Genomic DNA, 25,456 nt, shown 5'->3' with positions numbered 1-25,456 from the left:
GGACGTCGACGTGTTTAGCGAGACCTCGGGGCGCGCCACGAATGAGCGTGAGGGAGCGGACGGCCGCGAGCGGCGGGAACTGCCGCTGACCGCCGCGCAGCTGGGCATTTGGCATGCGCAGCAGCTCGCCCCGCTCAGCACCGCCTACCAGGGCGGGGAGTACCTGGAGGTCGCGGGCCCGGTGGACGCCGCGCGGCTGGAGGCGGCGGTCCGGCGGACGCTGGAGGAGGCCGAGACGCTGCGGGTGCGGGTGGTGGACGGACCCGACGGGCCCCGGCAGGTCATCACGCCCCTGGGCGACTGGGCCTTGCCGGTGGTGGATCTGCGCCACGAGCCTGATCCGCGGGCGGTGGCCGAGCGGGCGATGTGGGAGCGGCTGCGCACCCCGCTCGACCCGGGCGGGGAACCGCTCTTCGGGTGTGTGCTGTTCGCCGTCGCGCCGGACCGTTTCCTCTGGTTCCACCACTACCACCATCTGGTGGGCGACGGGTTCACGGTGGCCGCGGTGGCCCGTCGGGTCGCGGAGCTGTACACCGTGGCGGGCACCGAGGGTGTGGCCGCGGGCACACCGTTCCCCCCGCTGGCGGGGCTGGTCGAGGCGGACGCCGCATACCGTGCCTCGGAGCAGTTCGCGGCCGACCGCGCGTTCTGGGCGCGGGAGCTCGCGGACGCACCGGCACCGGCGTCGCTCAGTGCCCGCCCGCCCGCGCCGCCGCGGGAGAAGGTGCGGCGCGGGATGAGCTTGGCGGCGCCCCAGCTGGAGCGGCTGCGGGACGTGGCGCGGGAGGCCGCGCTGCCCTGGCCGATCGCGGTGCTCACGGCGGTGGCCGTCTATGTGCAGCGGATGTCCGGGGCCGGCGAGGTCACCCTCGGCGTGCCGGTCGCGTCCCGGATCGGCCACGCGCCGCAGCGGACTCCGGGCATGATGTCCAATCTGCTGCCGCTACGGCTCGATCTGGGCCCAGGCTTGACCGTCGGCGAGGCGCTGCGCCAGGTGTCCCGGCGGCTGCGCGCGGTCCTGCGGCACCAGCGGTACCGCTACGAGGATCTGCGCCGCGAGCACGGCGGCCCTGACGCCCTCACACCCCTGTTCGGCCCGCAGGTCAACATCATGTCCTTCGCCGCCGAACTGACATTCGACGGCGCCCCGGTCACCGTTCACAATCTGTCCATCGGGCCCACCGACGACTTCTCGGTCGTCGTCTCCGTCCACCCCGGCGGCACCGGGCTGAGGATCGAGCTGGACGGCAACGCCGACCGCTATGACGAGGCCGATGTCGCCGCGCACCAGCAGCGGCTGGGACACCTTCTGGAGCGGCTGGCCCGGGCCGATGTGGACACTCCGCTCGGCCTGCTGGACATCACCACGCCCGCCGAGCGCACCCGCGCCCTTCCGGCGGCCGCGCCCCTCCCCCCTGCGGCGTCGCCCGAGGCGCGGGCCACGCTGTCCGGCCTGTTCGCGCACCAGGCCCGGCGTACGCCCTACGCCGCCGCGCTGACCTACGGCGACACCACGCTGACCTACGGCGAACTGAACGCCCGGGCCAATCAGCTGGCGCACCGCCTGATCGGGCACGGCGCGGGCCCGGAGCGGCTGGTGGCCATCGCGCTGCCGCGCTCGCTCGACCAAATCGTCGCGATCCTCGCCGTGTTGAAGGCGGGCGCGGCGTATGTGCCGCTGGATCCCGCGGCCCCGGCCGAGCGGCTGGCCCTCATCCTCGGCGACGCCCGCCCCGCGCTCCTGGTGACCGCCGCCGAGGTGGACGCCGCGGTCGGCGCGCACGCCGGGGACACGGTGCCGCGGCTGGTCGTCGACGCGCCCCAGGTCCGTACGGCCATGGCCCAGGAGCCCGCGACCGACCCGGTCGTGGCCGCGCTGCGGCCGGACTGCCCGGCGTATGTCATCTACACCTCCGGTTCGACCGGGCGGCCCAAGGGCGTCGTGGCCACCCATCACAACGTCACCCGGCTGTTCGCCGCCGCCGGGCACTTCGCGTTCGGCCCGCAGGACGTGTGGACCATGTTCCACTCGTTCGCCTTCGACTTCTCCGTGTGGGAGATGTGGGGTCCGCTGCTGCACGGCGGGCGGCTGGTGGTCGTTCCGTTCGACGTCTCCCGCTCCCCCGAGGACTTCCTGGACCTGCTGGCCGAGCAGCAGGTCACGGTCCTGAACCAGACTCCGTCGGCCTTCTACTCGCTCGTCCAGGCCGACCGGGAGCGGCCCGGGCGCCACTTGGCCCTGCGCCATGTGGTGTTCGGCGGCGAAGCGCTCGACCTGGGGCGGCTCGAGAGCTGGTACGACCACCGCGCCGAGGACACGCCGGTGCTGTCCAACATGTACGGCATCACCGAGACCACGGTCCATGTCACCCACCTCGGGCTCGACCGCGCCACGGCGGCCCGCGCGACCGGCAGCCTCATCGGCGGCCCGCTCGGCGACCTTCGGGTGCTCGTGCTCGACCAGGCGCTGCGGCCCGTGCCCGACGGCGCGGTGGGCGAGATGTACGTGACCGGTCCCGGCCTCGCCCGCGGCTATCTGGGCCGCCGCGGGATGACGGCGAGCCGCTTCGTGGCCGCGCCCTTCGGACGCCCGGGCGAGCGGATGTACCGCACCGGCGACCTCGCCCGGCGGGGCGCGGACGGTTCGCTCGCGTACCTGGGCCGGGCCGACGACCAGGTCCAGATCCGCGGGTTCCGCGTCGAACCCGGCGAGATCGCCGCCGTCCTCGCGGATCTGCCGGATGTCGCGCAGGCCGCCGTGGTGCCCCGGACGGACCGGCCCGGACAGACCACGCTGGTGGCCTATGTGGTGCCCGCCTCCGGTGCGCGGCCGGAGGTGTCGGCGTTGCGCGCGGGGGCCGCGGCGGCGCTGCCGGACTACATGGTCCCCGGCGCGTTCGTGACCCTGCCGGCGCTTCCGCTGACCGTCAACGGCAAGGTCGACCGCGCCGCGCTGCCCGCACCCGACCCGGGTGCCGGGGTGTCGGGGCGGCAGCCGCGCACCGAAGAGGAGACCGTGCTCTGCGACCTCGTCGCCGAGCTGCTGCATCTGGAGCGGGTCGGCATCGACGACGACTTCTTCACCCTGGGCGGCGACAGCATCGTCTCGATCCAGCTGGTCGGCGCGGCTCGCCGCGCGGGGCTGCGGTTCACCACGCGTGAGGTGTTCCGGTGCCGCACGGTCGAGGCGCTGGCCGCGGTGGCCGAACGCGGCGCGGCCCAGGGCGGTGACGGCGACGACGGCACCGGGGAGCTGCCCGCGACCCCGGTGATCCGCTGGCTCCAGGAGCGGGGCGGCGCCATCGACCGCTACCACCAGGTGATGACGTTCACCACCCCGCCCGGAGCGCGCCACGAGGAGCTGACCGCGGCCCTGCAGGCGCTCCTCGACGGCCATGACGCGCTGCGCGCCCGGCTGCTGGACGAGGGCGACGGCCCGTGGCGGCTGGCCGTCGCCCCACCCGGCGCTGTACGGGCCGCCGACCGGCTGCGGCGGGTGCCGCTCGCCGACGGCGACGCACCGGCCGAGGCGACCGCGCACGCGGTGCGCGCCGCGGTGGACGGGCTGGCCCCGCGCGCCGCGGCGATGCTGCAGGCGGTGTGGTGCGACGCGGGGGACGACCGGCCCGGGCGGATGGTGCTGGCCGTCCACCACCTGGTGATCGACGGCGTCTCCTGGCGCGTCCTGCTGCCCGATCTGGCCGCCGCCTTCACCGCGGTCCGCGAGGGCCGCGACCCGCGGCCCGCACCCGCGGGCACCTCGCTGCGCCGCTTCGCCGGGCTGCTGGCCGAGCAGGCGGCGACCGGCGCCCGGGACGGGGAGGCGGCGTACTGGCGGGCGGTGCTGGCCGCCGCCGAGGAGCCGACCCTGGGGGCCCGGCCGCTGGACCCGGCGGCCGACGTGGCCGGGGCGCGGCGGCAGCTGACGGTCACGCTGCCCGCCGGGCTGGCCGAGTCCGTGCTGACCACGGTCCCGGCCGCGTTCCACACCGGGGCGCGTGAGGTGCTGCTGGCCGGGTTCGCCGCCGCGGTCGCCGACTGGCGCCGGGAGCACGGCGGCGCGGCGCCGGAGGTGCTGCTGGACCTGGAGGGCCACGGCCGCGACGCGCTGGCCGACAGGGCCGACCTGACCCGCACGGTGGGCTGGCTGACGGCCCTCTTCCCGGTCCGCCTCGGCCTGGGCGCCCTGGACTTCGCTGAGCTCGCCGCGGGTGGCGCGGCCGCCGGCCGGGCACTGCGGGAGGTCAAGGAGCGGCTGCGGGAGGTCCCGGACGGCGGCGTCGGCTACGGCGTACTGCGCTATCTGGCCCCGTCGGGCACCCTGCCGGACGACGGGGCCCGCCCGCAGATCCTCTTCAACTACCTGGGCCGGTTCGGTGCGGCCGACCCCGGGCGGCCCTGGACGCCGCTGCCCGGCCCGGAGGGGTTCGGCGGGGGCGACGACCCGGCGATGCCGGTCTCGCACGCCCTGCAGGTCGACGTGGTGGCCCAGGACGGGGCCGGCGGGCCCGCGCTCACCGCGGTGCTGTCCTGGCCCGACGGCGTCCTGGACGAGGCGGCGCTGGAGGCGCTCGCCCGGAGGTGGCGCCGGGCGCTGGACGGCCTGGCCGCCCATGCCGCCCGCCCAGGCAACGGCGGCCTCCTACCCGCCGACGTCCCCCTGGCCGGGCTGACGCAGGACCAGCTGGACACGCTGGCGGCCGAGTCGGGTCCGCTCGCCGACGTGCTGCCGCTCGCCCCGCTCCAGCGGGGCCTGCTGTTCCACGCCGCCTACGACACCGAGCAGCCCGACGCGTACACCGTCCAGTTCCGCTTCACCCTCGAGGGCACGGTCGGCCCGGAGCGGCTGCGGCGGGCGGTGGAGGCCACGCTGCGCCGCCACCCCCAGCTGCGCGCGGGCTTCTGGGACGACGGGTCCGGAGTGCCGGTGCAGTTCGTGCCCCGGGCGTTCACGGTTCCCTGGCACCGGATCGACCTGCGCCATCTGGACGAGCGGGCGCGGGTGGCGGAGCTGGAGCGGGTGTCTGCCGAGCAGCCGCGGTTCGCCCCGGACCGGCCGCCGCTGTTCCAGTTCCTGCTGGCGCGCACCGGCGAGGACCGGCACGTCCTGGTCTTCCGCCATCACCACCTGCTGCTGGACGGCTGGTCGGTGCCGCTGCTGCTGCGCGACATCCTCTCCGCGTACGCCGCGGAAGGGGCGGAGGCCGGCTCGGCCACGCCCCCGGCCGTGCCCTACCACCGGTATCTCGACTGGCTGCGCGGCCAGGACCGGGGGGCGGCCGAGGCGGCCTGGCGGGCGGCGCTGGCGGACCTGCCGGGGCCGACGCGGCTCGCCCCGGCGGACGCCCCGCCCGCCGGCGGAGCCGTCGAGGAGCTGGCCGTGGACCTCGGCGCACCGCTCACCGCTGCCCTGGAGGCCGCGGGCCGCCGCCACGGCATCACCCTGGGCACCGTGGTGCAGGGTGCGTGGGCGATCGTCCTGGGCGCCCTGACCGGGTCGCGGGACGTGGTCTTCGGCGGCACCGTCGCCGGGCGGCCCGCGGAGGTCGACGGCGTCGAGTCGATGGTGGGCCTGTTCATCAACACCCTCCCGGTGCGGGCGAGGTTCCGCCCGGACGAGCCCGTACGCGCCCTGCTGGAGCGGCTGCAGCGGGAGCAGGCGGAGCTGACCGCCCATCACCATCTGCCGCTGGAGCGGGTCCAGCGTCTGGGCGGGGTGGGCGAGCTGTTCGACACCCTGCTGGTGATCGAGAACTATCCGTTCCCGCCCGAATCGCTGCGGACGGCCGACGGCGCCTGGCACGTGGCGGGCATCGACGGCCGCGACGACACCCACTACCCGCTGAGCATCGCGGTGATGACGGGCGACGCGCTGCGGCTGCGCCTGGGCCACCGCACCGATGTGTTCACCGCCGACCAGGTACGCACCGTCGCGTCCTGCCTGCACCACGTCCTGGCGCGCCTCGCCGACGACCTGGAGCAGCCGGTGGGCCGGGTGCGGCTGCTGGACCCCGCCGCGCAGCGCACCGTCCTCGGCTGGGGCCGGGGCGCGGCCGCCTCGGCGGCGGCCGGCACCGTCGGCGGGCTGCTGGAGGATGCCGCCGCCCGCACCCCGGACCGCACGGCGCTGGTCGGCGAGGGCGGCACGCTGACCTACGCCCAGCTCGACGAGCGGGCCAACCGGCTCGCCCGGCTCCTGGCCACCCGGGGCGCCGGGCCCGAGCACACGGTCGGGCTGCTGCTGCCCCGCGGCGTGGACGCGATCGTCGCCATGTTCGCGGTGCTCAAGGCGGGCGCCGCGTACATCCCCATCGACCCCGGGCTTCCGGCCGAGCGGATCCGCTTCGTGATCGAGGACACCGCCCCGGCCGCGGTCGTGACCGCGACCGGACTGGCCCCGGCCCTCACCGGCGCGCCCCTGGTCGTCCTCGACGACCCGCGGACCGCGGCCGAACTGTCCGCGCTGCCCGGGCGGGCCCTGGCCGACGAGGAGCGCGGCGGCCCGGTGCGGCCGGAGAACCTGGCCTACCTCATCCACACCTCCGGCTCCACCGGTGTGCCCAAGGGCGTGGGGGTCGAACACCGCAACCTGGTCAGCCTGTTCGCGGCCCACCGGCGCGACCTGATCGAGCCCGCGGTGGCGGCCGCGAAGGGACGCCGCTTCCGGGCCGCGATGACCGCGTCGCTGTCGTTCGACACCTCCTTCGACGGGGTGCTGTGGATGCTCGCGGGTCATGAACTGCACGTGGTGGACGACGACACGCGCCGCGATCCACGGGCCCTGGTGGCGTACGTCGCCGAGCACCGTGTCGACTTCCTCGACATCACCCCCTCCTACGCCGCGCGGCTGCTGGACGCGGGCCTGCTGGCGGCCGACGCCGCGCCCGCGGTGCTGATGCTCGGCGGCGAGGCGCTCGGTCCGGACCTGTGGGGCCGGCTGCGCGCGGCGGCCCCGGCGACCGCCGCGCACAACTTCTACGGTCCCACCGAGTTCACGATCGACGCCCTGTCGGCTCCGCTGGCGGCCGCGGGACACCCCGTGGTCGGGCGGCCGCTGCGCGGTGCGCGGGCGTACGTCCTGGACGACGCGCTGCGGCCGGTGCCCCCGGGCGCCCCCGGGGAGCTGTATCTTTCCGGGCCGCAGCTGGCGCGCGGCTATGCCGGGCGGCCGGCGCTCACGGCGGACCGGTTCGTCGCCGACCCGTTCGCCCCGGGCGGCCGGATGTACCGGACCGGCGATGTGGTGCGCTGGTCGGCCGAGAGCCAGATCGAGTTCCTCGGCCGCGCGGACGCGCAGGTCAAGGTCCGCGGGCACCGCATCGAGCTCGGTGAGATCGAGGCGGCGCTCGCCGGTCACCCCTCGGTGGCCCGGGCCGCCGTGGTGGCCCGTGGCGACACGCCGGGCGTGACCCGGCTGGTGGCGTACGCCGTCGCCGCCGCGGGCCGCTGCGACCCGGCGGAGCTGCGCGGGCATCTCGCCCGGACACTGCCGGAGTACATGGTTCCGGCCGCGGTGGTACCGCTGGCCGAGCTGCCGCTGACCGCAAACGGCAAACTGGACACCGGCGCCCTGCCGGCGCCCGACTTCGCCGCCGCGGCGTCCTCGCGGCCCGCGGCCACCCCGGCCGAGCACACGCTGTGCGCACTGTTCGCCGAGGTGCTGGGGTTGCCCGCGGTCGGTGCCGATGACGACTTCTTCGCCCTCGGCGGCGACAGCATCATCTCCATCCAGCTGGTCAGCCGGGCCCGCCGGGCCGGGCTGGGCTTGAGCCCGCGCGATGTCTTCACCCGCCGCACCGTGGCGGCCCTCGCGGCCGCGGCCACACCGGTGACCGCGGACGAGACGGCCGACACCCCTGGTCCGTCGGCCTCGGGTGAGCTGCCGCTCACCCCGATCGTCGCGGCGCAGCGCGAACTCGGCGGCCCCGTCGACGGCTTCCACCAGGCGTTCGTGGTGACGGTGCCCGCGGGCTCCACCGCGGAGGCGCTCACCGAGGTCCTGCAGGCTCTCGTGGACCACCATGACGCGCTGCGACTGCGGCTGGACACCGGGGACGGCGACTGGCGGCTGACCGTACGCGAACCCGGCCGGGTGTCCGCCGCTCCGCTGCTGACCGCGGTCGAGGTCACGGCGGCCGGAGCGGACGGAGGCGCCGATCCGTACGAGGATGCCTTCGCCACCGCGCTGCGCACGGAGCTGCCGCAGGCGCGGGCCCGGCTGGACCCGGCGGCGGGTACCGTCCTGGACGCCGTGTGGTTCGACGCCGGCCCCGAGCGTGCCGGGCGGCTGCTGCTGAGCGTGCACCACCTGGCCGTCGACGGGGTGTCCTGGCGGATCCTGCTGGAGGATCTGGCCCTGGCCTGGCAGGCGCGGGCCGCCGGCCGACGGGCCCAGCTGCCGCCGGCCACCACCTCGCTGCGGACCTGGGCCACCGGCCTGGCCGCGCTGGCGCACACCCCGGAGGTGGAGCGGGAGCTGGAGGTGTGGACGGGGCTGCTGCGCACCCCGGACCTGCCGGTGGCCGACCGTCCGCTGGACCCGGCCCGGGACGTGGCCGCCACGGCCCGCACCCTGACCGTGACCGTGTCCGCCGCGCACACCGCGCCGCTGCTCACCACGCTGCCCACCGCCTTCGCCACCGGGGTGAACGAGGTGCTGCTGGCCGGGTTCGCGGTCGCCGTCGCCGACTGGCGGCGACGGCGGGGCCAGCACCCGGACGGTCCGCTGGTGGACGTGGAGAGCCACGGCCGGCACGACCTGCTGGAGGGCGCCGATCTGTCCCGTACGGTCGGCTGGTTCACCGAGCAGCACCCGGTGCGGCTCGACCCCGGCCCGCTGGACTGGGCGGACGCCACGGCCGGCGGCCCCTCCCTCGGCCAGGCGGTCAAGCGGATCAAGGAGCAGATCCGGGCCGTCCCCGGCGACGGCGCCGGGTACGGCCTGCTGCGGTACCTCAATGCGCGCACCGCCGCGACGCTGGCCGAACTGCCGCGCGCCGGCTGGGGCTTCAACTATCTGGGCCGGTTCACCGCCGGGCGCACGGACGAGGACTGGGCGCCGGTGGGCGCGGCCGGGCCGCTCGGCGGGGCCGATCCGCAGATGCCGCTGGAGCACGCCCTCGACCTCACCCTGGTCACCCAGGACCAGCCGGAGGGCGCCACGCTGGTGGCCACCTGGACCTGGGCGGGCGAGCTGCTGTCCGAAGCGGACGTGCGGGAGCTGTCGCAGGTCTGGCTGCGGTCGGTGGAAGCGCTCGCCGCCTACGCCGCCCGGCCCGGCGCGGGCGGCCGCACCCCGTCCGATTTCCCGCTGGTGTCGCTGTCCCAGCACGAGGTGGAGCGGCTGGAGGCCGCCAGGCCCACGCTGGTGGACGTGGTGCCGCTCGCCCCGCTGCAGCAGGGCCTGATGTTCCAGAGTCAGCTGAGCGAGGGCCAGGTCGACCTGTACACCTCGCTGCTCACCCTGGAGGTGCGCGGCCCGCTGGACACGGCGCGGCTGCGCACCGCGTGGGACGAGCTGATCCGCCGCCATCCGCTGCTGCGCACCGAGTTCCAGCAGGACGGGCTGCGGGAGACCGTCGGCGTGGTCGTGGACGCGGTCGAGCTGCCGTGGACGGAGGTGGATCTGTCCGGCTGCGCGCCAACCGAACGCGAGAGCCGGCTGGCGGGGCTGGTGGAGCGGGAGCGCGGCCACCGCTTCGACCTGGGCAACGCACCACTGCTGCGCTTCACGGTCGTGACCCTGGGCCCCGACCGCCGCGCGCTGCTGTTCACCAACCACCACATGCTGGTGGACGGCTGGTCGATGCCGATGCTGTTCGCCGAGCTGTTCGCGCTGTACGGCGGTGACAACGCCCTGCGGCCGCCGTTCGCCTACCGGGACTATCTGGACTGGCTGGGCCGGCAGGACCGGGCGTCGGCCGAGCGCGCCTGGAGCGAGGAACTGGCCGGTCTGGGGGACGCCACGGTACTGGCGCCCGGGGAGCGGTCCGGCGCGGTCGTGGTCCCGGAGCGGCTCACCGCCGAGCTGCCCGAGGAGACGACGGCCGCGCTGACCGCCACCGCCCGCACGTTCGGCCTGACCCTGAACACGGTGGTGCAGTCGGCGCTCGCCGTGCTGATCGCACGGGCCACCGGGCAGAGCGACGTGGTGTTCGGCACGACCGTCTCCGGCCGTCCGGCGCAGTTGCCCGGTGTGGAGGACATGCTGGGCATGTTCATCAACACCATTCCGGTGCGGGCGGCGGTGCGCCCCGAGCAGACCCTGGTGGAGACGGCCAAGCTGCTCCAGGAGCGGCAGGTGCGGTTGCTGGACCACCATCACCTGGGGCTGGCCGACATCCAGCGGGCCGCGGGGCGGCGCGAGTTGTTCGACACCGTCATCTCGTTCCAGAACTTCCCGCTGCAGCGGGCGCTGCCCGACCTCGGCGCGACCGGTCTCGAGGTGACGTCCGCGGAGAGCACCGACGCCAGCCACTACCCGTTCGTCTTCCACGCCTTCCCCGGGGAGCGGCTGGAGCTGCGCATCACCTATCAGCCCGATGTGCTGGATGCGGCGGGGGCCCGGACCATGCTGGACCGGCTGGCCCGGGCGGTGTCCGCGTTCGCCACCCGGCCCGAGGCCCGGGTGGGACGGCTGGACCTGCTCGCCGACGGCGAGCGCCAGGCGCTGCTCTCGGCCGGCAGCGGTCCGAACGAGCCGGTGGCGGACGGCCATCTGGCCGCGCTGTTCGAGCGGGTGGCCGCCCGGGCGCCCCAGGCGTGCGCGGTCCGCTGGGAGGACCAGGAGCTGAGCTATGACGAGCTGAACCGGCACGCCAACCGGCTCGCCCGGCGCCTGGTGGCGATGGGCGCCGGGCCCGAGCGGTTCGTGGCGGTGGCCCTGCCCCGGTCCGTCGCCTGGATCACCGCGGTACTGGCGGTGGCGAAGGCCGGGGCCGCGTACCTGCCGGTCGACACCGACTACCCGCATGAGCGCATCGCCTTCATGCTCGACGACGCGCGTCCGGTCCTCGTCATCACCGCCGACACCGTCCAGGACCCGCTGCCGCCCGCCGATGTGCTGCCGCGGCTGTGCCTGGACGACCCGGCGGTCGCGGACGCGCTCGCCGCGGCGTCCGACACCGACCTCGGCGACGACGACCGGGCCGGCGCCCTGGCCACCGCCAACGCCGCCTACATGATCTACACCTCGGGGTCCACCGGTCGCCCCAAGGGCGTCGTCGTCACCCACGCCGCGCTGGCCGCACTCGCCGATCTGCACACCCGCCGGCTCGGCGCGGGTCCCGGCAGCCGGGTGCTGCAGTTCGCCTCGCCGAGCTTCGACGCCTCCGTGTGGGAGGTGTGCATGGCGCTGCTGACGGGCGCCACCCTGGTGCTCGCCCCCAAGCACCGGCTGCTGCCGGGTCCGGCGCTCCTCGAACTGATCGCCGAGCACCGGGTCACCCACGCCACCATCCCGCCGACCCCGCTCGGGGCGGTGGGCGAGGAGGATCTGCCCAGCCTGACCGCCCTGGTGGTGGCGGGCGAGGCCACCGGCGCCGATCTCGTCGCCCGCTGGGCCCCGGGCCGCACCATGATCAACGCGTACGGGCCCACCGAAACCACGGTCTGCGCGACCGTCAGCGGCCCGCTGACCGGCGGCCGCCCCTCCATCGGCCGCCCCATCCCGTACGCCCGGGTGCGGGTCCTGGACAGCACGCTGGCCCCGGCCCCGGCCGGTGTCACCGGCGAGCTGTACATCGCGGGCCTGCCGCTGGCCCGCGGCTACTGGGGCCGTCCGGACCTGACCGCCGACCGGTTCGTGGCCGACCCCTTCGGTCCGCCCGGAGCTCGCATGTACCGCACCGGCGACCTGGTGCGCTGGCTCCCCGACGGGGAACTGGACTTCCTCGGCCGGGCCGACCACCAGGTGAAACTGCGCGGCTTCCGGATCGAACCCGCCGAGATCGAGGCCGTCCTGTCCGGAGCGCCGGGCGTGGCCGAGGCGGTCGTGACGGTACGGGAGGACCAGCCGGGCGAACCGCGCCTGGTCGCCTATCTGCTGGCCGAGGACGGCCCCGGCCCCGACGCGGACGTGGTCGCCGCCACCGCCGCCGCGGCACTTCCGGACCACATGGTGCCGCGGGTGTTCGTGCCGATGTCCGAGTGGCCGCGGACGCCCAACGACAAGCTGGACCGAGCCGCACTCCCCGCACCGCAGGCGCCGGCCGCGGCCGGCCGGCCCGCGCGCACCGTGCTGGAGCAGGTGCTGAGCACCCTCTTCGCCGAGGTGCTCACGCTGCCCGCGGTCGGCGTGGACGACGACTTCTTCCACCTCGGCGGGCATTCCCTGCTCGCCAGCCGGCTGGCCGGCCGCATCCGGTCCACGCTCGGGGCCGAGGTGCCGGTGCGGACCCTGTTCGAGAACCCGACGGTCGGCGGGGTCGCGGCCTGGTTCGGCCGGGAGACGGCGGCGCTGCGCCCCGCGCTGCGCCCGATGCCCCACCCGGACCGGCTGCCGCTGTCCCACGCCCAGCGGCGGTTGTGGTTCATCGACCGGTACGAGGGCGCCAGCGCCACGTACAACATGCCGATCGCGATGCGGCTCCACGGTCCGCTGGACGCCGGCGCGCTGCGCGCGGCGGTGGCCGATGTCATGGCCCGTCACGAGGCACTGCGCACGGTCTTCCCCGACGAGGCCGGCGTCCCCTGGCAGTGCGTTCTGGACCCCGCAGGACTGCGGATCGACCTGCCGGTGACCACGGTGGCCGCCGACGGGGTCGCGGAGGCGCTGACCGAGGCAGCCCGCCGCCCCTTCGATCTGGCGGTGGACCCGCCGCTGCGCGTGGAGTTGCTGCGGCTGGACGAGCGGACGCATGTGCTGCTGGTGGTCGTGCACCACATCGCCGGTGACGGCTGGTCGATGGACCCGCTGTGCCGGGACATCAGCACCGCCTACGCGGCGCGGCTGCACGGCCAGGCCCCGGACTGGGAGCCGCTTCCGGTCCAGTACGGCGACTACACCCTGTGGCAGAGCGAGCTGCTGGACGAGGAGGCCGGGCCGGACAGCCCGTTCGCCCGCCAACTGCGGTTCTGGACCGAGACCCTGGAGGGCGCGGCCGAGCAGCTGGCCCTGCCCACCGACCGCCCGCGCCCGGCCGTGCCCAGCTACCGCGGCGACGATGTGGTCTTCCAGGTGGACGCCGAGACGCACACCGGGCTCACCGAACTCGCCCGCCAGTGCGGGGTGACGGTGTTCATGGTGCTCCAGGCCGGGCTCGCGACCCTGCTGACCCGGCTCGGGGCGGGGACGGACATCCCACTGGGCAGCCCCATCGCGGGCCGCACCGACGAGGCCGTAGAGGACCTGGTCGGGTTCTTCGTCAACACCCTGGTGCTGCGCACCGACACCTCGGGCAACCCCGGCTTCCGGGAGCTGCTGGACCGGGTGCGCTCGACCGACCTGGCCGCCTACGCGCACCAGGACATGCCGTTCGAGCGGCTGGTGGACGCCCTCAAGCCCGAGCGTGATCCCTCCCGCAACCCCTTGTTCCAGGTCGCCTTCGGGCTGCAGAACGACGCCACACCCGTGGTGGACCTGCCCGAGGTGCGGGGCGAGGAGGAGTTCGTGGGCATGAAGGTCGCCCGCTTCGACCTCATGTTCGGCTTCACGGAGACGCATGACGCCGACGGTCTGCCCGCCGGCATGAACGGGTCCGTGGAGTACGCCACCGACCTGTTCGACGCGGAGACGGTCGAAGGCTTCGTCCGGCGGCTCATCCGGCTGCTGCGCAGTGCGGTCCAGGACCCGGACCGCGGCTTGGACGCGCTCGCGATCATGGATGAGGAGGAGCGCCGCCGCATACTGGTCGACTGGAACGACACCGCGCGCCCCGCCCCCACCGGCACTCTGGTCAGCCGCTTCGAGGAGCAGGTGGCCCGCACCCCGGCGGCCCCCGCGCTGCTCGGCGGCGACCGCACGCTGGACTATGCCACGCTCGACCAGGAGGCCAACCGGCTCGCCCGGCTGCTGGTGGAGCGCGGCGCCGGCCCCGAGACGCTGGTGGCGATCGCGCTCCCGGCGTCGGTCGAGCAACTCGTCGCGGTGTTCGCGGTGCTCAAGGCGGGCGCGGGCTATCTGCCGCTCGATCCGCGCCACCCCGTCGAGCGCGTCCGGTTCATGCTCGACGACGCCCGGCCCACGCTGCTGCTGTGCACCGCGCAGGGCGCCTCCCAGCTGCCCGCGGACGATACCCGGCCCCGGCTGTACCTCGACGCCCCGGATACCCGGGCAAAGCTCGCGGCGCGTCCCGGCCATGCCCTCGACGACGCGGAGCGGCGCCGTCCGCTGCACCGGAGCAATGTCGCGTACGTCATCTACACCTCCGGCTCGACCGGTCGCCCCAAGGGCGTGGCCGTGGCCCACGCCTCCGTCCTGCAATACCTGGACTGGGCCCTGGACATCTATCCGGCGCTGCGCGGCACCGCGCTGCTGCACTCGCCGATCTCCTTCGACCTGACGGTGACCGCGCTGTTCGGGCCGCTGCTCTCCGGTGGCCTCCTGCACATGGCCGGGATGGAGGAGGACCGGCAGACCGTCGAGGCGCTTGCCGCCACCCCGCTGTCGTTCCTGAAGGTGACGCCCACCCACCTGCGGCTGCTCGACGCGCTGCCGCCGGAGTTCTCCCCCGCCGACGACCTGGTGATCGGCGGCGAGGCGCTGACCGACGCCGCGCTCGCCACCTGGCGCGCCCGCAACCCGCGGACCACCGTGCACAACGAGTACGGCCCCACCGAGACCACGGTCGGCTGCAGCGTCCACCGGATCGCGCCGGGCGACGAGGTGCGCCCCGGCGTCGTGACCCTCGGCGGCCCCGCGTGGAACACCCGGATGTATGTGCTGGACGCGCGGCTGCGGCCGGTTCCGGTGGGTGTCCCCGGCGAGCTGTACATCGCCGGCGGGCTGCTGGCCCGCGGCTATCTGTACCGGGCCGCGCTGACGGCCGAGCGGTTCGTCGCCGACCCGTTCGGCACCCCCGGCGAGCGGATGTACCGCACCGGCGACCTGGTGCGCTGGCTCCCCGACGGCCGGCAGGAGTTCGTCGGCCGGGTCGACAACCAGGTCAAGGTGCGCGGCTACCGCATCGAGACCGACGAGATCGAGCGCAGCCTGCGGGACCACCCCGAAGTGGACGAGGCCGTGGTGACGGTGCGGGAGGACCATCCGGGGGATCCGCAACTGGTGGCGTACGTCGTGCCCGCGCTGGACGGTTCCCGGGAGGAGACCGGCTCCGCCGAGGAGCAGATCGACCAGTGGCAGCAGGTGTACGACCTGATGTACGGGGCCGAGCGGCCGGAGGAGTTCGGCGAGGACTTCAGCGGCTGGGCCAGCAGCTACACCGGCGAGGACATCCCGATCGAGGAGATGCGCGAGTGGCGGGACGCCACCGTGGAGCGGATCCGTGCCCTGCGGCCCCGCCGGGTGCTGGAAATCGGCGTCGGCAGTGGACTCCTGCTGGCCAAACTCGCCGGCGACTGCGAGACCTACTGGGGCCTGGACTTCTCCGCCGAGGCCATCGCCGTACTGCGCCGTCAGGTCGCCGCCCGGCCCGAACTGGCGGAGCGGGTGCGGCTGCGGGTGAGCGCGGCGCAGGAGCTGGAGGGGCTGCCCACCGGCTTCTTCGACACCGTGGTCATCAACTCCGTCGCCCAGTACTTCCCCCACGCCGCCTACCTCACCGACCTGCTGGGGTCACTGGCGGAGCTGGTGGTCCCCGGGGGTGCGGTGTTCCTCGGCGACCAGCGCAACCTGCGCACCCAGCGCGCCTTCCAGACCGCGATCCGGCTGCGGCAGCGCGCCGAGCACCAGGACGAGGCCGCGGTGTCCCGGGCGGTCGAGCAGGCGATCATGATGGAGAAGGAACTCCTGGTCGACCCCGAGTACTTCGCGGCCGTCGCCCGCGACATCCCCGCCTACACGGCCGTGGACGTCCGGGTCAAGCGCGGCCACGGCGACAACGAGCTGACCCGCCACCGCTTCGACGTGGTGCTGCGCACCGGCCCGGTGGACGCACACGACCTCGGCGCCATCGAGCGCCTGCGCTACGGCGTGGACCTCACCGACCTGGCCGACATGGAGCGCGTGCTGGCCGGGCGCGGCGGTGAGCCGATCCGGGTCACCGGCATCCCCGACGCCCGGCTGGCCGGGGAACAGGCCGCCCTGCACACCCTCACCGAGGGGCGCCAGGTCGCCGAGGTCCTGGAGGCTCTGGGCCACCCCGACGAACCGGGGATCGATCCGGAGACACTTCACTCCCTGGCCGAGCGGCACGGGCTGCCCGTCCTGGTCACCTACGCCTCCGGCGCCCCGGGGCGGCTCGACGCCGTCTTCGGCGCCGACGGGCCGGCCCTGACCGACGTGTACCTTCCGGCCACCCGGCTGGAGCCCGGCGCATACGTCAACAACCCCCTCGGCTCACGCCGGCTGGGCACCCTCGTGGCCGACCTGCGCGCCCACGCCGAGCGGCAGCTGCCCGAGTACATGGTGCCCGCCGCGTTCGTCCCGCTCGACGAGCTGCCCATGACGGTGAACGGCAAGCTCGACCGCCGGGCGCTGCCCGCGCCGGAGTTCACCGGCGGCACCACGTCACGGGCGCCGCGCACCGAGCTGGAGGCCCTGGTCTGCGCCGTGATGGCGGAGGTCCTGGCCCTGCCCACGATCGGCATCGACGACAACTTCTTCGACCTGGGCGGCGACAGCATCATCTCCATCCAGCTCGTCAGCCGACTGCGGGCCGCCGGTGTGGTCCTCACCGCCCGTGATGTGTTCCGGCACAAGACGGCGGCGGACATGGCGGCCGTCGCCGACACACCCACCGGCATCACACCGGACCCGGCGCCGAGCGCGCCACCGCCGCCCGACGACGGGACGGTCGACCGGTCCCTGGTGTCGCTCTCGGACGACGAACTCTCACTGCTCGAATCTGACTGGAGGTTGCCGGAATGAGCACATCGGCAGTTGAAGCGATCCTGCCGCTCACCCCGCTGCAGGAGGGGCTGCTCTTCCACAGCCTGTACGACGACCGCAGCGTGGACCTCTACACCTCGCAGCTGAGCGTCGAGCTGGAGGGCCGGCTGGACGCCGACGCCCTCCGGGCGGCCGCGGCCACCGTGCTGCGCCGCCACGCCAACCTCCGGACGTCCTTCCAGCACCGCAGCTCCGCCCAGCCCGTGCAGCTGGTGATCCGGGAGGTGCCGGTCCCCTGGACCGAGCATGACCTCGGCGGGCTGACCGAGGAGGAGCGCGCGGCCGAGGTGGCGCGGCTGACGGAAGAGGACCGCACCCGCCGGTTCGACCTCGCGCGCCCGCCGCTGCTGCGGTTCACCCTGATCCGCCTGGGTGCCGAGCGCTGCCGGCTGCTCTTCACCCACCACCACATCCTGCTGGACGGCTGGTCCATCCCGCTGCTGCTCAGCGAGTTGTTCGCGCTGTACGCGCGCGGCGGCACCAATGACAGCAAACTGCCGCCGGTCCCGCCGTTCCGCGACTACCTCGTCTGGCTGGCCGGGCAGGACCGGCCGGCGGCCGAACAGGCGTGGGCGAAGGCGCTCGACGGCCTGGCCGAGCCGATGGTGGTGCGGCCGGTGGCACCGGACCGCATGGCGGTGCTGCCCGAGCGGGCCACCCTCGACCTGAGCCGTTCGCTGACCACCGCGCTGACCGCACTGGCCCGGCGCCATTCGCTCACCCTCAACACGGTCGTCCAGGGGATGTGGTCGCTGCTGTTGAGCCAGCTCACCGGGCGCCGTGACGTGGTCTTCGGCACCACCGTCTCCGGCCGCCCGCCGGAGCTGCCGGGTGTGGAGAACATGGTCGGCCTGTTCCTCAACACCCTGCCGGTGCGGGTGCGCGTCGATCCCGGCGAGTCCGTCCTGGACATGCTGGTACGGATCCAGGCCGAGCAGACGGAGCTGCTGCCGCACCAGCACCTGGGGCTCGCCGCGATCCAGCGGCTGGCGGGCGGGGCCGAGCTGTTCGACACCATGACGGTGTTCGAGAGCTTCCCCGTCGACCACAACGCCGAAAGCCTGCCCGGCACCGGACTGCGCGTGGTGGAATCCGAGGGCACCGACTACAGCCACTATCCGATCGCGCTGATGGTGCTGCCCGGGGAGCGGCTGCATCTGCGGCTGAGCTACCAGCCCGACCTGTTCGGCGCCGAGGAGACGGCGGCCCTGCTGGACCGGGCGCGGCGGCTGCTGGAGACCCTGGTGGCCGAGCCGGAGCAGCCGGTCGGGCGCCTCGACCTGCTGGACGCGGCCGAGCGGCAGCGGCTGCTGGTGCGGTTCAACGACACCGGCCGCCCCGTCGAACCGGCCACCCTCGCCCAGCTCTTCGAGGCCCAGGCCGCCCGCGCGCCGGAGGCCGTCGCCGTCGAGTACGAGTCGACCACCGTCACCTACGGGGAGCTGGACGCGCGGGCCAATCAACTGGCCCGCCAGCTGGCCGGCCGCGGCATCGGGCCGGAGCGGGTCGTGGCGCTGGCGCTGCCGCGCGGTATCGCGTTCGTGCTGTCGGTGCTCGCGGTGGCCAAGGCCGGGGCCGCGTACCTGCCGGTCGATCTGCGCTACCCGCGCGAACGCATCGCCTTCCTCCTCGACGACGCGCGGCCCGCGGCGGTGCTCACCACCAACGACGCCACCCGGTTGCTGCCCGCCACCGGCGCCGCCGAGGTGCTGCCGCTGGACGACCCGCGGCTGGGCGCCGCGCTGGCGGACACCGCGCGCACCCCGCTGACCGACCAGGAGCGCACCGCTCCCGCGCACCCGCTGCACCCGGCCTACGTCATCTACACCTCCGGCTCCACCGGGCGCCCGAAGGGCGTCGTGGTGAGCCATCTGGGTCTGGCCAACGCCGTCGCGGTACAGCGCCGTAAGCACCGGGTGGGGCCGGGCGACCGGGTACTGCAGTTCGTCTCCCCCAGCTTCGACGCCTCGTTCTGGGAGCTGTCCAAGGCCCTGTTCACCGGCGCCACCCTGGTGTGCGCGCCCGAGGAGCGCCTCGCGCCGGGCCCCGACCTGGCCGCGCTGCTCGACGAGCGGCGGATCACCCATCTGATGATCCCCCCGTCGCCGCTGTCGATGATGCCGGCCGGCAGCCTCGGCACGGTGCGCGGGCTGATGGTGGGCGGCGAGGCGTGCTCGGCCGAACTGGTCTCCGCCTGGGCGCCCGGACGCCACATGGTCAACGCGTACGGGCCGACCGAGGCCACGGTCGCCGCCACCATGACCGACGGGCTCACGCCGCGGGGCGCCGCCCCGTCCATCGGCGCACCGCTGGACAACGTGCGTGCCTATGTGCTGGACCAGGCGCTGCGGCCGGTGCCGGTGGGCGCGGTGGGCGAGCTGTATCTGAGCGGGGTGGGGCTCGCCCGCGGCTATCTGGGGCGGGCGGCGCTGACCGCGGAGCGGTTCGTGGCCGATCCGTTCGGCGCGGCCGGGCAGCGCATGTACCGCACCGGCGACCTGGTGGCCTGGACCGACTCCGGGGAGCTGACGTTCGCCGGGCGGGCCGACGACCAGGTCAAGATCCGTGGCTTCCGCATCGAGACCGGTGAGATCGAGGCCGCCCTGCGTGGCCACGCCGCGGTGCGGCAGGCGGTCGTCACCGTCCGCGAGGACCGCCCCGGCGACCGCCGTCTGGTGGCGTACGTGGTGGTGGAGGGGGCCGGTGCGGACGAGGTGCGCGAGCACGTCGCGGAGCGGCTGCCCGGCTATATGGTGCCCGCCGCCTTCGTCGTCCTCGACGAGCTTCCGCTGACCCGCAACGGCAAGGTGGCCAAGGCCGCGCTGCCGGCACCGGCGGCGCAGGGCACCCGGCGCGCGCCCTCGACCCCTGAGCAGGAGATCGTCTGCGGCCTGTACGCCGATGTCCTCGGCGCACCCGAGGTCGGTGCCGACGACGACTTCTTCCAGCTGGGCGGGCATTCGCTGCTCGCGATCCGGCTGGCCGGGCGGATCCGCTCGGCCTTCGGGGTGGACGTGCCGATCCGCGTCATCTTCGAGGCACCCTCGGTCGAGGCGCTGACCGCCCGGATCACGGCCGCGCTGCCCCAGGGCGATGCGGCGTCCGCGGCCGGGGCCCGCACGGTGGAGGTCTCCCGCGCGGACCGCCGGCTGTGGTTCATCAACCGCTTCGAGGAGCACCGGGCCGCCACCCACAACGTTCCGTTCGCCGTGCGGCTGACCGGCGACCTCGACCAGGAGGCGCTGCGCGGCGCGCTGCACGATGTGCTGGCCCGGCACGAGGCGCTGCGTACGGTCTTCCCCGAGCGGGACGGCGAGCCGAGCGGTGCGGTGCTGCCGCCGTCGGGCGTGCGCGTCCCGCTCACGGTGACCGACTTCGACGAGGCGGCGCTGGCCGCCGAGGTGGCCGGCGGATTCGACCTGGCCACCCGGCTGCCGGTGCGGTTCGCGCTGTTCCGCGTCAACGACGGCGAGGCCGTCCTGGTGACGGTGGTGCACCGGATCGCCGGCGACGACTGGGCGGGCGGACGGCTGCTGCGCGACCTGGCGTCCGCCTACCGGGCCCGGACCGGCGGCGAACCGGTGCGCTGGGAGGCGGAGCCGGAGCCGGACCGGGCCCGGGACGAGGAGGCCCTCGCCTGGTGGGCCGGACACCTGGCGGGCGCGCCCGAGGAGCTGCCGCTGGCCACCGACCGGCCGCGCCCGGCCGTGGACGCCCGGCCCTCGCACGCCGTGCCCGTCCGGCTGGGCGCCGCGGCACGCGAGCGCCTCGGCGCGCTCGCCGAGCGGGCCGGCACCGACCTGGAGACGGTGCTGCGCGCCGCGTTCGCCCTGGTGCTCGGCGGCCTCGGGGCCGGCCATGACGTGCCCGTCGCCACCCTGTCCCACCCCGCCGGGGAGACCGGCTCCGCGGTCTTCGGGGCGCATCTGTCCGTGCTGCGCGTCGACACCTCCGGGGATCCGACGGTGGCCGAGCTGCTCACCCGCGCCGGCAAGGCGGCGGCGGAGGCCCGGCGCCACCCGGTCCCGTTCGAGCGGCTGCTGCGCCGTCTGGAGCCGGATCTGATCGCCTCGCGCCATCCGCTGGCGCAGGTCGCCCTGACCGTACGGAGCGGTGGGGGCACCGCGCGGTGGCCGCATCTGGTGGTGCGCCCGGACGACGCGGCCCTGGGTGTGGAGAAGTTCGACCTGGCGGTGGTCCTGGCCGAGGAGCCCGGCGGCCAGGAGCTGACCGGGCGGCTGCACTACCGCTCGTCGCTGTTCGACGCGGAGTCCGTAGCGCGGCTGTGGGAGCGCATGACATCGGTGCTCACCCAGCTCGCCGACGCGCCCGGCGGGCGGCTGTCGCGGCTGCGGCTGCTGACCGGGGCCGAGCACGCGCGGCTGCTGGCCGACTGGAACGACACTGCCATCGAGGTGCCCGCCCTGGTGGACACCGTGCAGCGCCGTTTCGCCGAACAGGCCGCGCGGGTGCCGGACGAGCCGGCCCTGCTGTGGCAGGGCGGGCAGCTGACGTACCAGGAGCTGGACACGGCCGCCAACCGGCTGGCCCATCTGCTGCGCGCCTCGGGCGTGACCGCGGGCTCCCGGGTTGCCGTGCTGCAGCGCCGCTCGCCGGATCTGGTCGTGTCGCTGCTGGCCGTGCTGAAGGCCGGAGGGACCTACGTACCGCTGGACGCACGGGCACCGCTGGCCCGCACGACCCTCATCGTCGCCGAGACGGGCGCCTCGGTGGTGCTGACCGACACCGCGTCGGTCTCCGAGGCACCCCCGGCCGGCGGTCCGGTCATCGTCGTGGACGACGAGCCGCGGCTGGCCGAACAGCCGGCCGAGGACCCACACGTCGCGGGCCATCCGCAGCAGCTCGCGTACATCATGTACACCTCCGGCTCCACCGGTCGCGCCAAGGGTGTCGCCGTCACCCACCGTGACCTGCTGGCGTTCGCGCTCGACCGCTGCTTCGCCGGGGACGCCCACCATCGGGTGCTGCTGCACGCCCCGCACGCCTTCGACGCCTCCAACTACGAGCTGTGGATGCCGCTGCTGAGGGGCCGTCAGGTGGTGCTCGCTCCGCCGGAGGACCTTAACGTGGCGTCCCTCGGGCGGCTCCTGAGCGAGTACCGGGTGACGGCGCTGCACCTGACGGCAGGGCTGTTCCGGCTGGTGGTGGACGAGGACCTGGAGTGCCTGGCGCCGGTACGCGAACTGCTCGCGGGCGGCGACGTGGTGCCCGCCGCCTCGGTCGCCCGGCTGCTGGACCGCTTCCCCGGCATGGTGTTCAAGGACACCTACGGTCCGACCGAGACCACCAGCTTCGCCACCTTCCACCGGATGGACGCCGCCACCCCACCCGTCGGCACCGTGCCGATCGGCGGCCCGATGGACAATATGCGCGTCTATGTGCTGGACGGCATGATGCGGCCGGTGCCGGCCGGGGTCACCGGCGAGCTGTACATCGCCGGTGAGGGGCTCGCACGCGGCTACTGGGACCGGCCGGGGCTGACCGCCGCGTCCTTCGTGGCCGACCCGTTCGGCCCGCCGGGCTCCCGCATGTACCGGGTCGGCGACCTGGTGCGGTGGACACCCGAGGGCAGCCTGCTGTTCGCGGGCCGCGCCGACGACCAGGTCAAGATCCGCGGGTTCCGCATCGAGCCGGGCGAGGTGGAGGCGGCCGTCTCCCGGCTGCCGCGGGTGGCCCAGGCCGCGGTGATCGCACGCCGCGCCGCCGACGGCCCGCAGCGGCTCATCGCCTACCTCGTGCCCGCCGACGGCGCGGCCCTGGACGCCGAGGCGGTGCGCCGCCGGCTGGCCGACGAGTTGCCGGACTACATGGTGCCCTCCGCCGTGGTCACCCTGGACCGGCTTCCGCTCACCGCCCATGGGAAGGTCGACCGCGCGGCGCTGCCCGCGCCCGAGGTCGCCGTCTCCGGCCGGGCCGCCCGCACCCCGCGCGAGGAGCAGCTGGTGCGGTTGTTCGCCGACCTCCTGGGGCGGCCGGACGTGGGCGTCGACGACAGCTTCTTCGCCCTGGGCGGCGACTCGCTGCTCGCCACCCGTCTGGTCAGCCGGGTCCGTGCCGCCTTCGGTGTGGAGCTGCCCATCCGGGCGGTGTTCGACGCGCCGACGGCCGAGGCGCTCGCCGCCCGGCTGGACGACGCCCGCGCCGGGCGCAGCGCGCTGCGGGCCATGGAGCGGCCGGAGCACATCCCGCTGTCGTTCGCCCAGCGGCGGCTGTGGTTCATCAACCGGTTCGACGGCCAGAGCGCCACGTACAACATGCCGATCTCGATCCGGCTGCGGGGCCCGCTCGACCAGGCCGCGCTCGCCGACGCGCTCGGCGATCTCGTCGGCCGGCACGAGAGCCTGCGGACGGTGTACCCCGAGCGGGACGGCGTGCCCTACCAGCGGATCCTGCCCGCGCAAGAGGCCCGCCCCGACCTGACGGTGGTGGAGGCCGGCCCCGGGGACGTGGACGAGCGGCTGGAGGCCGAGGTCCGCCGCGGTATCGACCTGACAGTCCAGGTGCCGCTGCGGGTGTCGCTGTTCCGCCTGGCGGAGGAGGACCACGTCCTGCTGTTCGTGCTGCACCACATCGCCGGTGACGGCTGGTCGATGCGGCCGCTGGCGACCGACCTGGCCACCGCCTACGCCGCGCGCTGCGACGGGGTGGCGCCGCGGTGGGAGCCACTGCCGGTGCAGAACGCCGACTACGCGCTGTGGCAGCAGCAGGTGCTGGGCGACGAGGACGACCCGGACAGCGTCTTCTCCGGGCAGCTGCGCTACTGGCAGGAGCAACTCGCCGCGCTGCCGCAGGAGCTGGCGCTCCCGGTGGACCGTCCGCGCCCGGCGGTCGCGAGCCACCGCGGCATGCCCGTGTACTACCGGCTCGACGCGGAGCTGCACGGGAAGCTGCTGGCGCTCTCCCAGGAGACGGGCGCGAGCCTGTACATGGTGTTGCAGGCCGGGCTCGCCACGATGCTGCACCGGGTCGGTGCGGGCACCGACATCCCGATCGGCAGCGTGATCGCCAACCGCACCGACGAGGCACTCGACGACATGGTCGGGTTCCTCACCAACATGCTGGTGCTGCGCACCGACACCTCCGGACGCCCGACCTTCCGTCAGCTGGTGGACCGGGTGCGGGAGACCGACCTGAGTGCCTACGGCAACCAGGACGTGCCGTTCGAGCGGCTGGTGGAGGCCGTCAACCCGCCTCGTTCACTGGCCCGGCACCCGCTGTTCCAGGTGCTGCTGAACCTGCAGAACCTCCCGGACTACGCCAGCGAGATGCGCGGCCTGGAGGTGACCTCGTACGTGGTCAACCTCGGCGCGGCCCGGTTCGACCTGGCCTTCGGCTTCTCCGAGGAGTACGGCGCCGACGGCGCCCCGGCCGGGCTCCAGGGCGACATCCAGTACAGCGTCGACCTGTTCGACCAGGCCACGGCGGAGGACTTCGCCGCCTGTCTGGGCCGGGTGCTGCGGTCCGCCGTGGACGACCCGGACCGGACCGTCGACCACCTGGCGATGCTGCCCGCCGACCGACGCGACCGGCTGGTGTCGGGGTACGCGGCGGGCCCCGCCGGGCAGGTGCCCGCGGCGCCCCTGCCGGAGCTGTTCGCCGCCCAGGCGGCGCGCACCCCGGACGCGCCCGCGGTGGTGCGCGGCCCGCTCACGCTGACGTACGCGGAGCTGGCGGCCGCCGCAGGCCGGCTCGCCCGCCACCTGAGGGCGGCCGGCGCCGGACCCGGCGCGCTGGTCGCGGTCGCGCTGCCCAGGACACCGCTGCTGGTCACCGCCCTGCTCGGGGTGGTGACATCCGGTGCCGCGTATCTGCCGATCGACCCCGGCAACCCGGCCGACCGCATCGCCTTCGTGCTCGGCGACGCGGCGCCCGCACTGGTGCTCACCGACACCGCCACCGCGGCCCGGCTCCCGGAGTGCGCCGCGCCCGTGGTCCTGCTGGACGCGCCGGAGACGGCGGCGGTCCTGGCGGCGGCCGAGGGCGGACCGGTGGCCGACGCGGAGCGCACCCGCCCGTTGTCCATGCGGGACGCGGCCTACGTCATCTACACCTCCGGCTCCACCGGGCGGCCCAAGGGCGTGGTGGTCGAGCACCACTCGCTCGCCGACTACCTGGCGCACACCACCGCCGAGTACGCGTCGGCGCGCGGGGTGGCGCTGGTGCACTCGCCCGTCTCGTTCGACCTGACCGTCACCGGCCTGTACACACCGCTGCTGGTCGGCGGCTGCGTCAACCTCGCCTCGCTCAGCGAACCCGCGCCGCCGGAGGAGGCCGGGCTGGCCGCGGCGCCCGCCACCTTCCTCAAGGCCACCCCGAGCCATCTGCCGCTGCTCAGCGCGCTGCCCGACGGCTACTCGCCCTCCGGCGACCTGCTGCTCGGCGGCGAGCCGCTGCTCGGCACCAGCCTGCGCGAATGGCGTGAGCGGC

2 protein-coding genes (1 of these 2 only partly in view) are annotated in these 25,456 nt (G+C 74.9%); both read left to right on the top strand.

The window, feature by feature from the left end; translation table 11 throughout:
• Nucleotides 1–10 precede the first annotated feature (10 nt).
• Nucleotides 11–16,987, top strand: a complete 16,977-nt coding sequence (locus AS97_RS37675; protein ID WP_210566460.1) for a non-ribosomal peptide synthetase — start codon at nucleotides 11–13, stop codon at nucleotides 16,985–16,987.
• A protein-coding gene (locus AS97_RS37670; protein ID WP_210566459.1) for a non-ribosomal peptide synthase/polyketide synthase crosses the window boundary here: on the top strand, nucleotides 16,984–25,456 show its 5' end (the start). Its footprint extends 13,913 nt past the window's final position; only the first 8,473 of its 22,386 coding nucleotides appear in the window; it begins with the start codon at nucleotides 16,984–16,986; the stop codon falls past the right edge of the window. Before AS97_RS37675 ends, AS97_RS37670 begins: the two co-directional genes overlap by 4 nt.

The organism is Streptomyces sp. AgN23 (genome assembly GCF_001598115.1).
GTDB classification, from domain to species: Bacteria; Actinomycetota; Actinomycetes; order Streptomycetales; family Streptomycetaceae; genus Streptomyces; species Streptomyces antimycoticus.
This window is presented reverse-complemented; position numbering and strand designations above follow the sequence as displayed.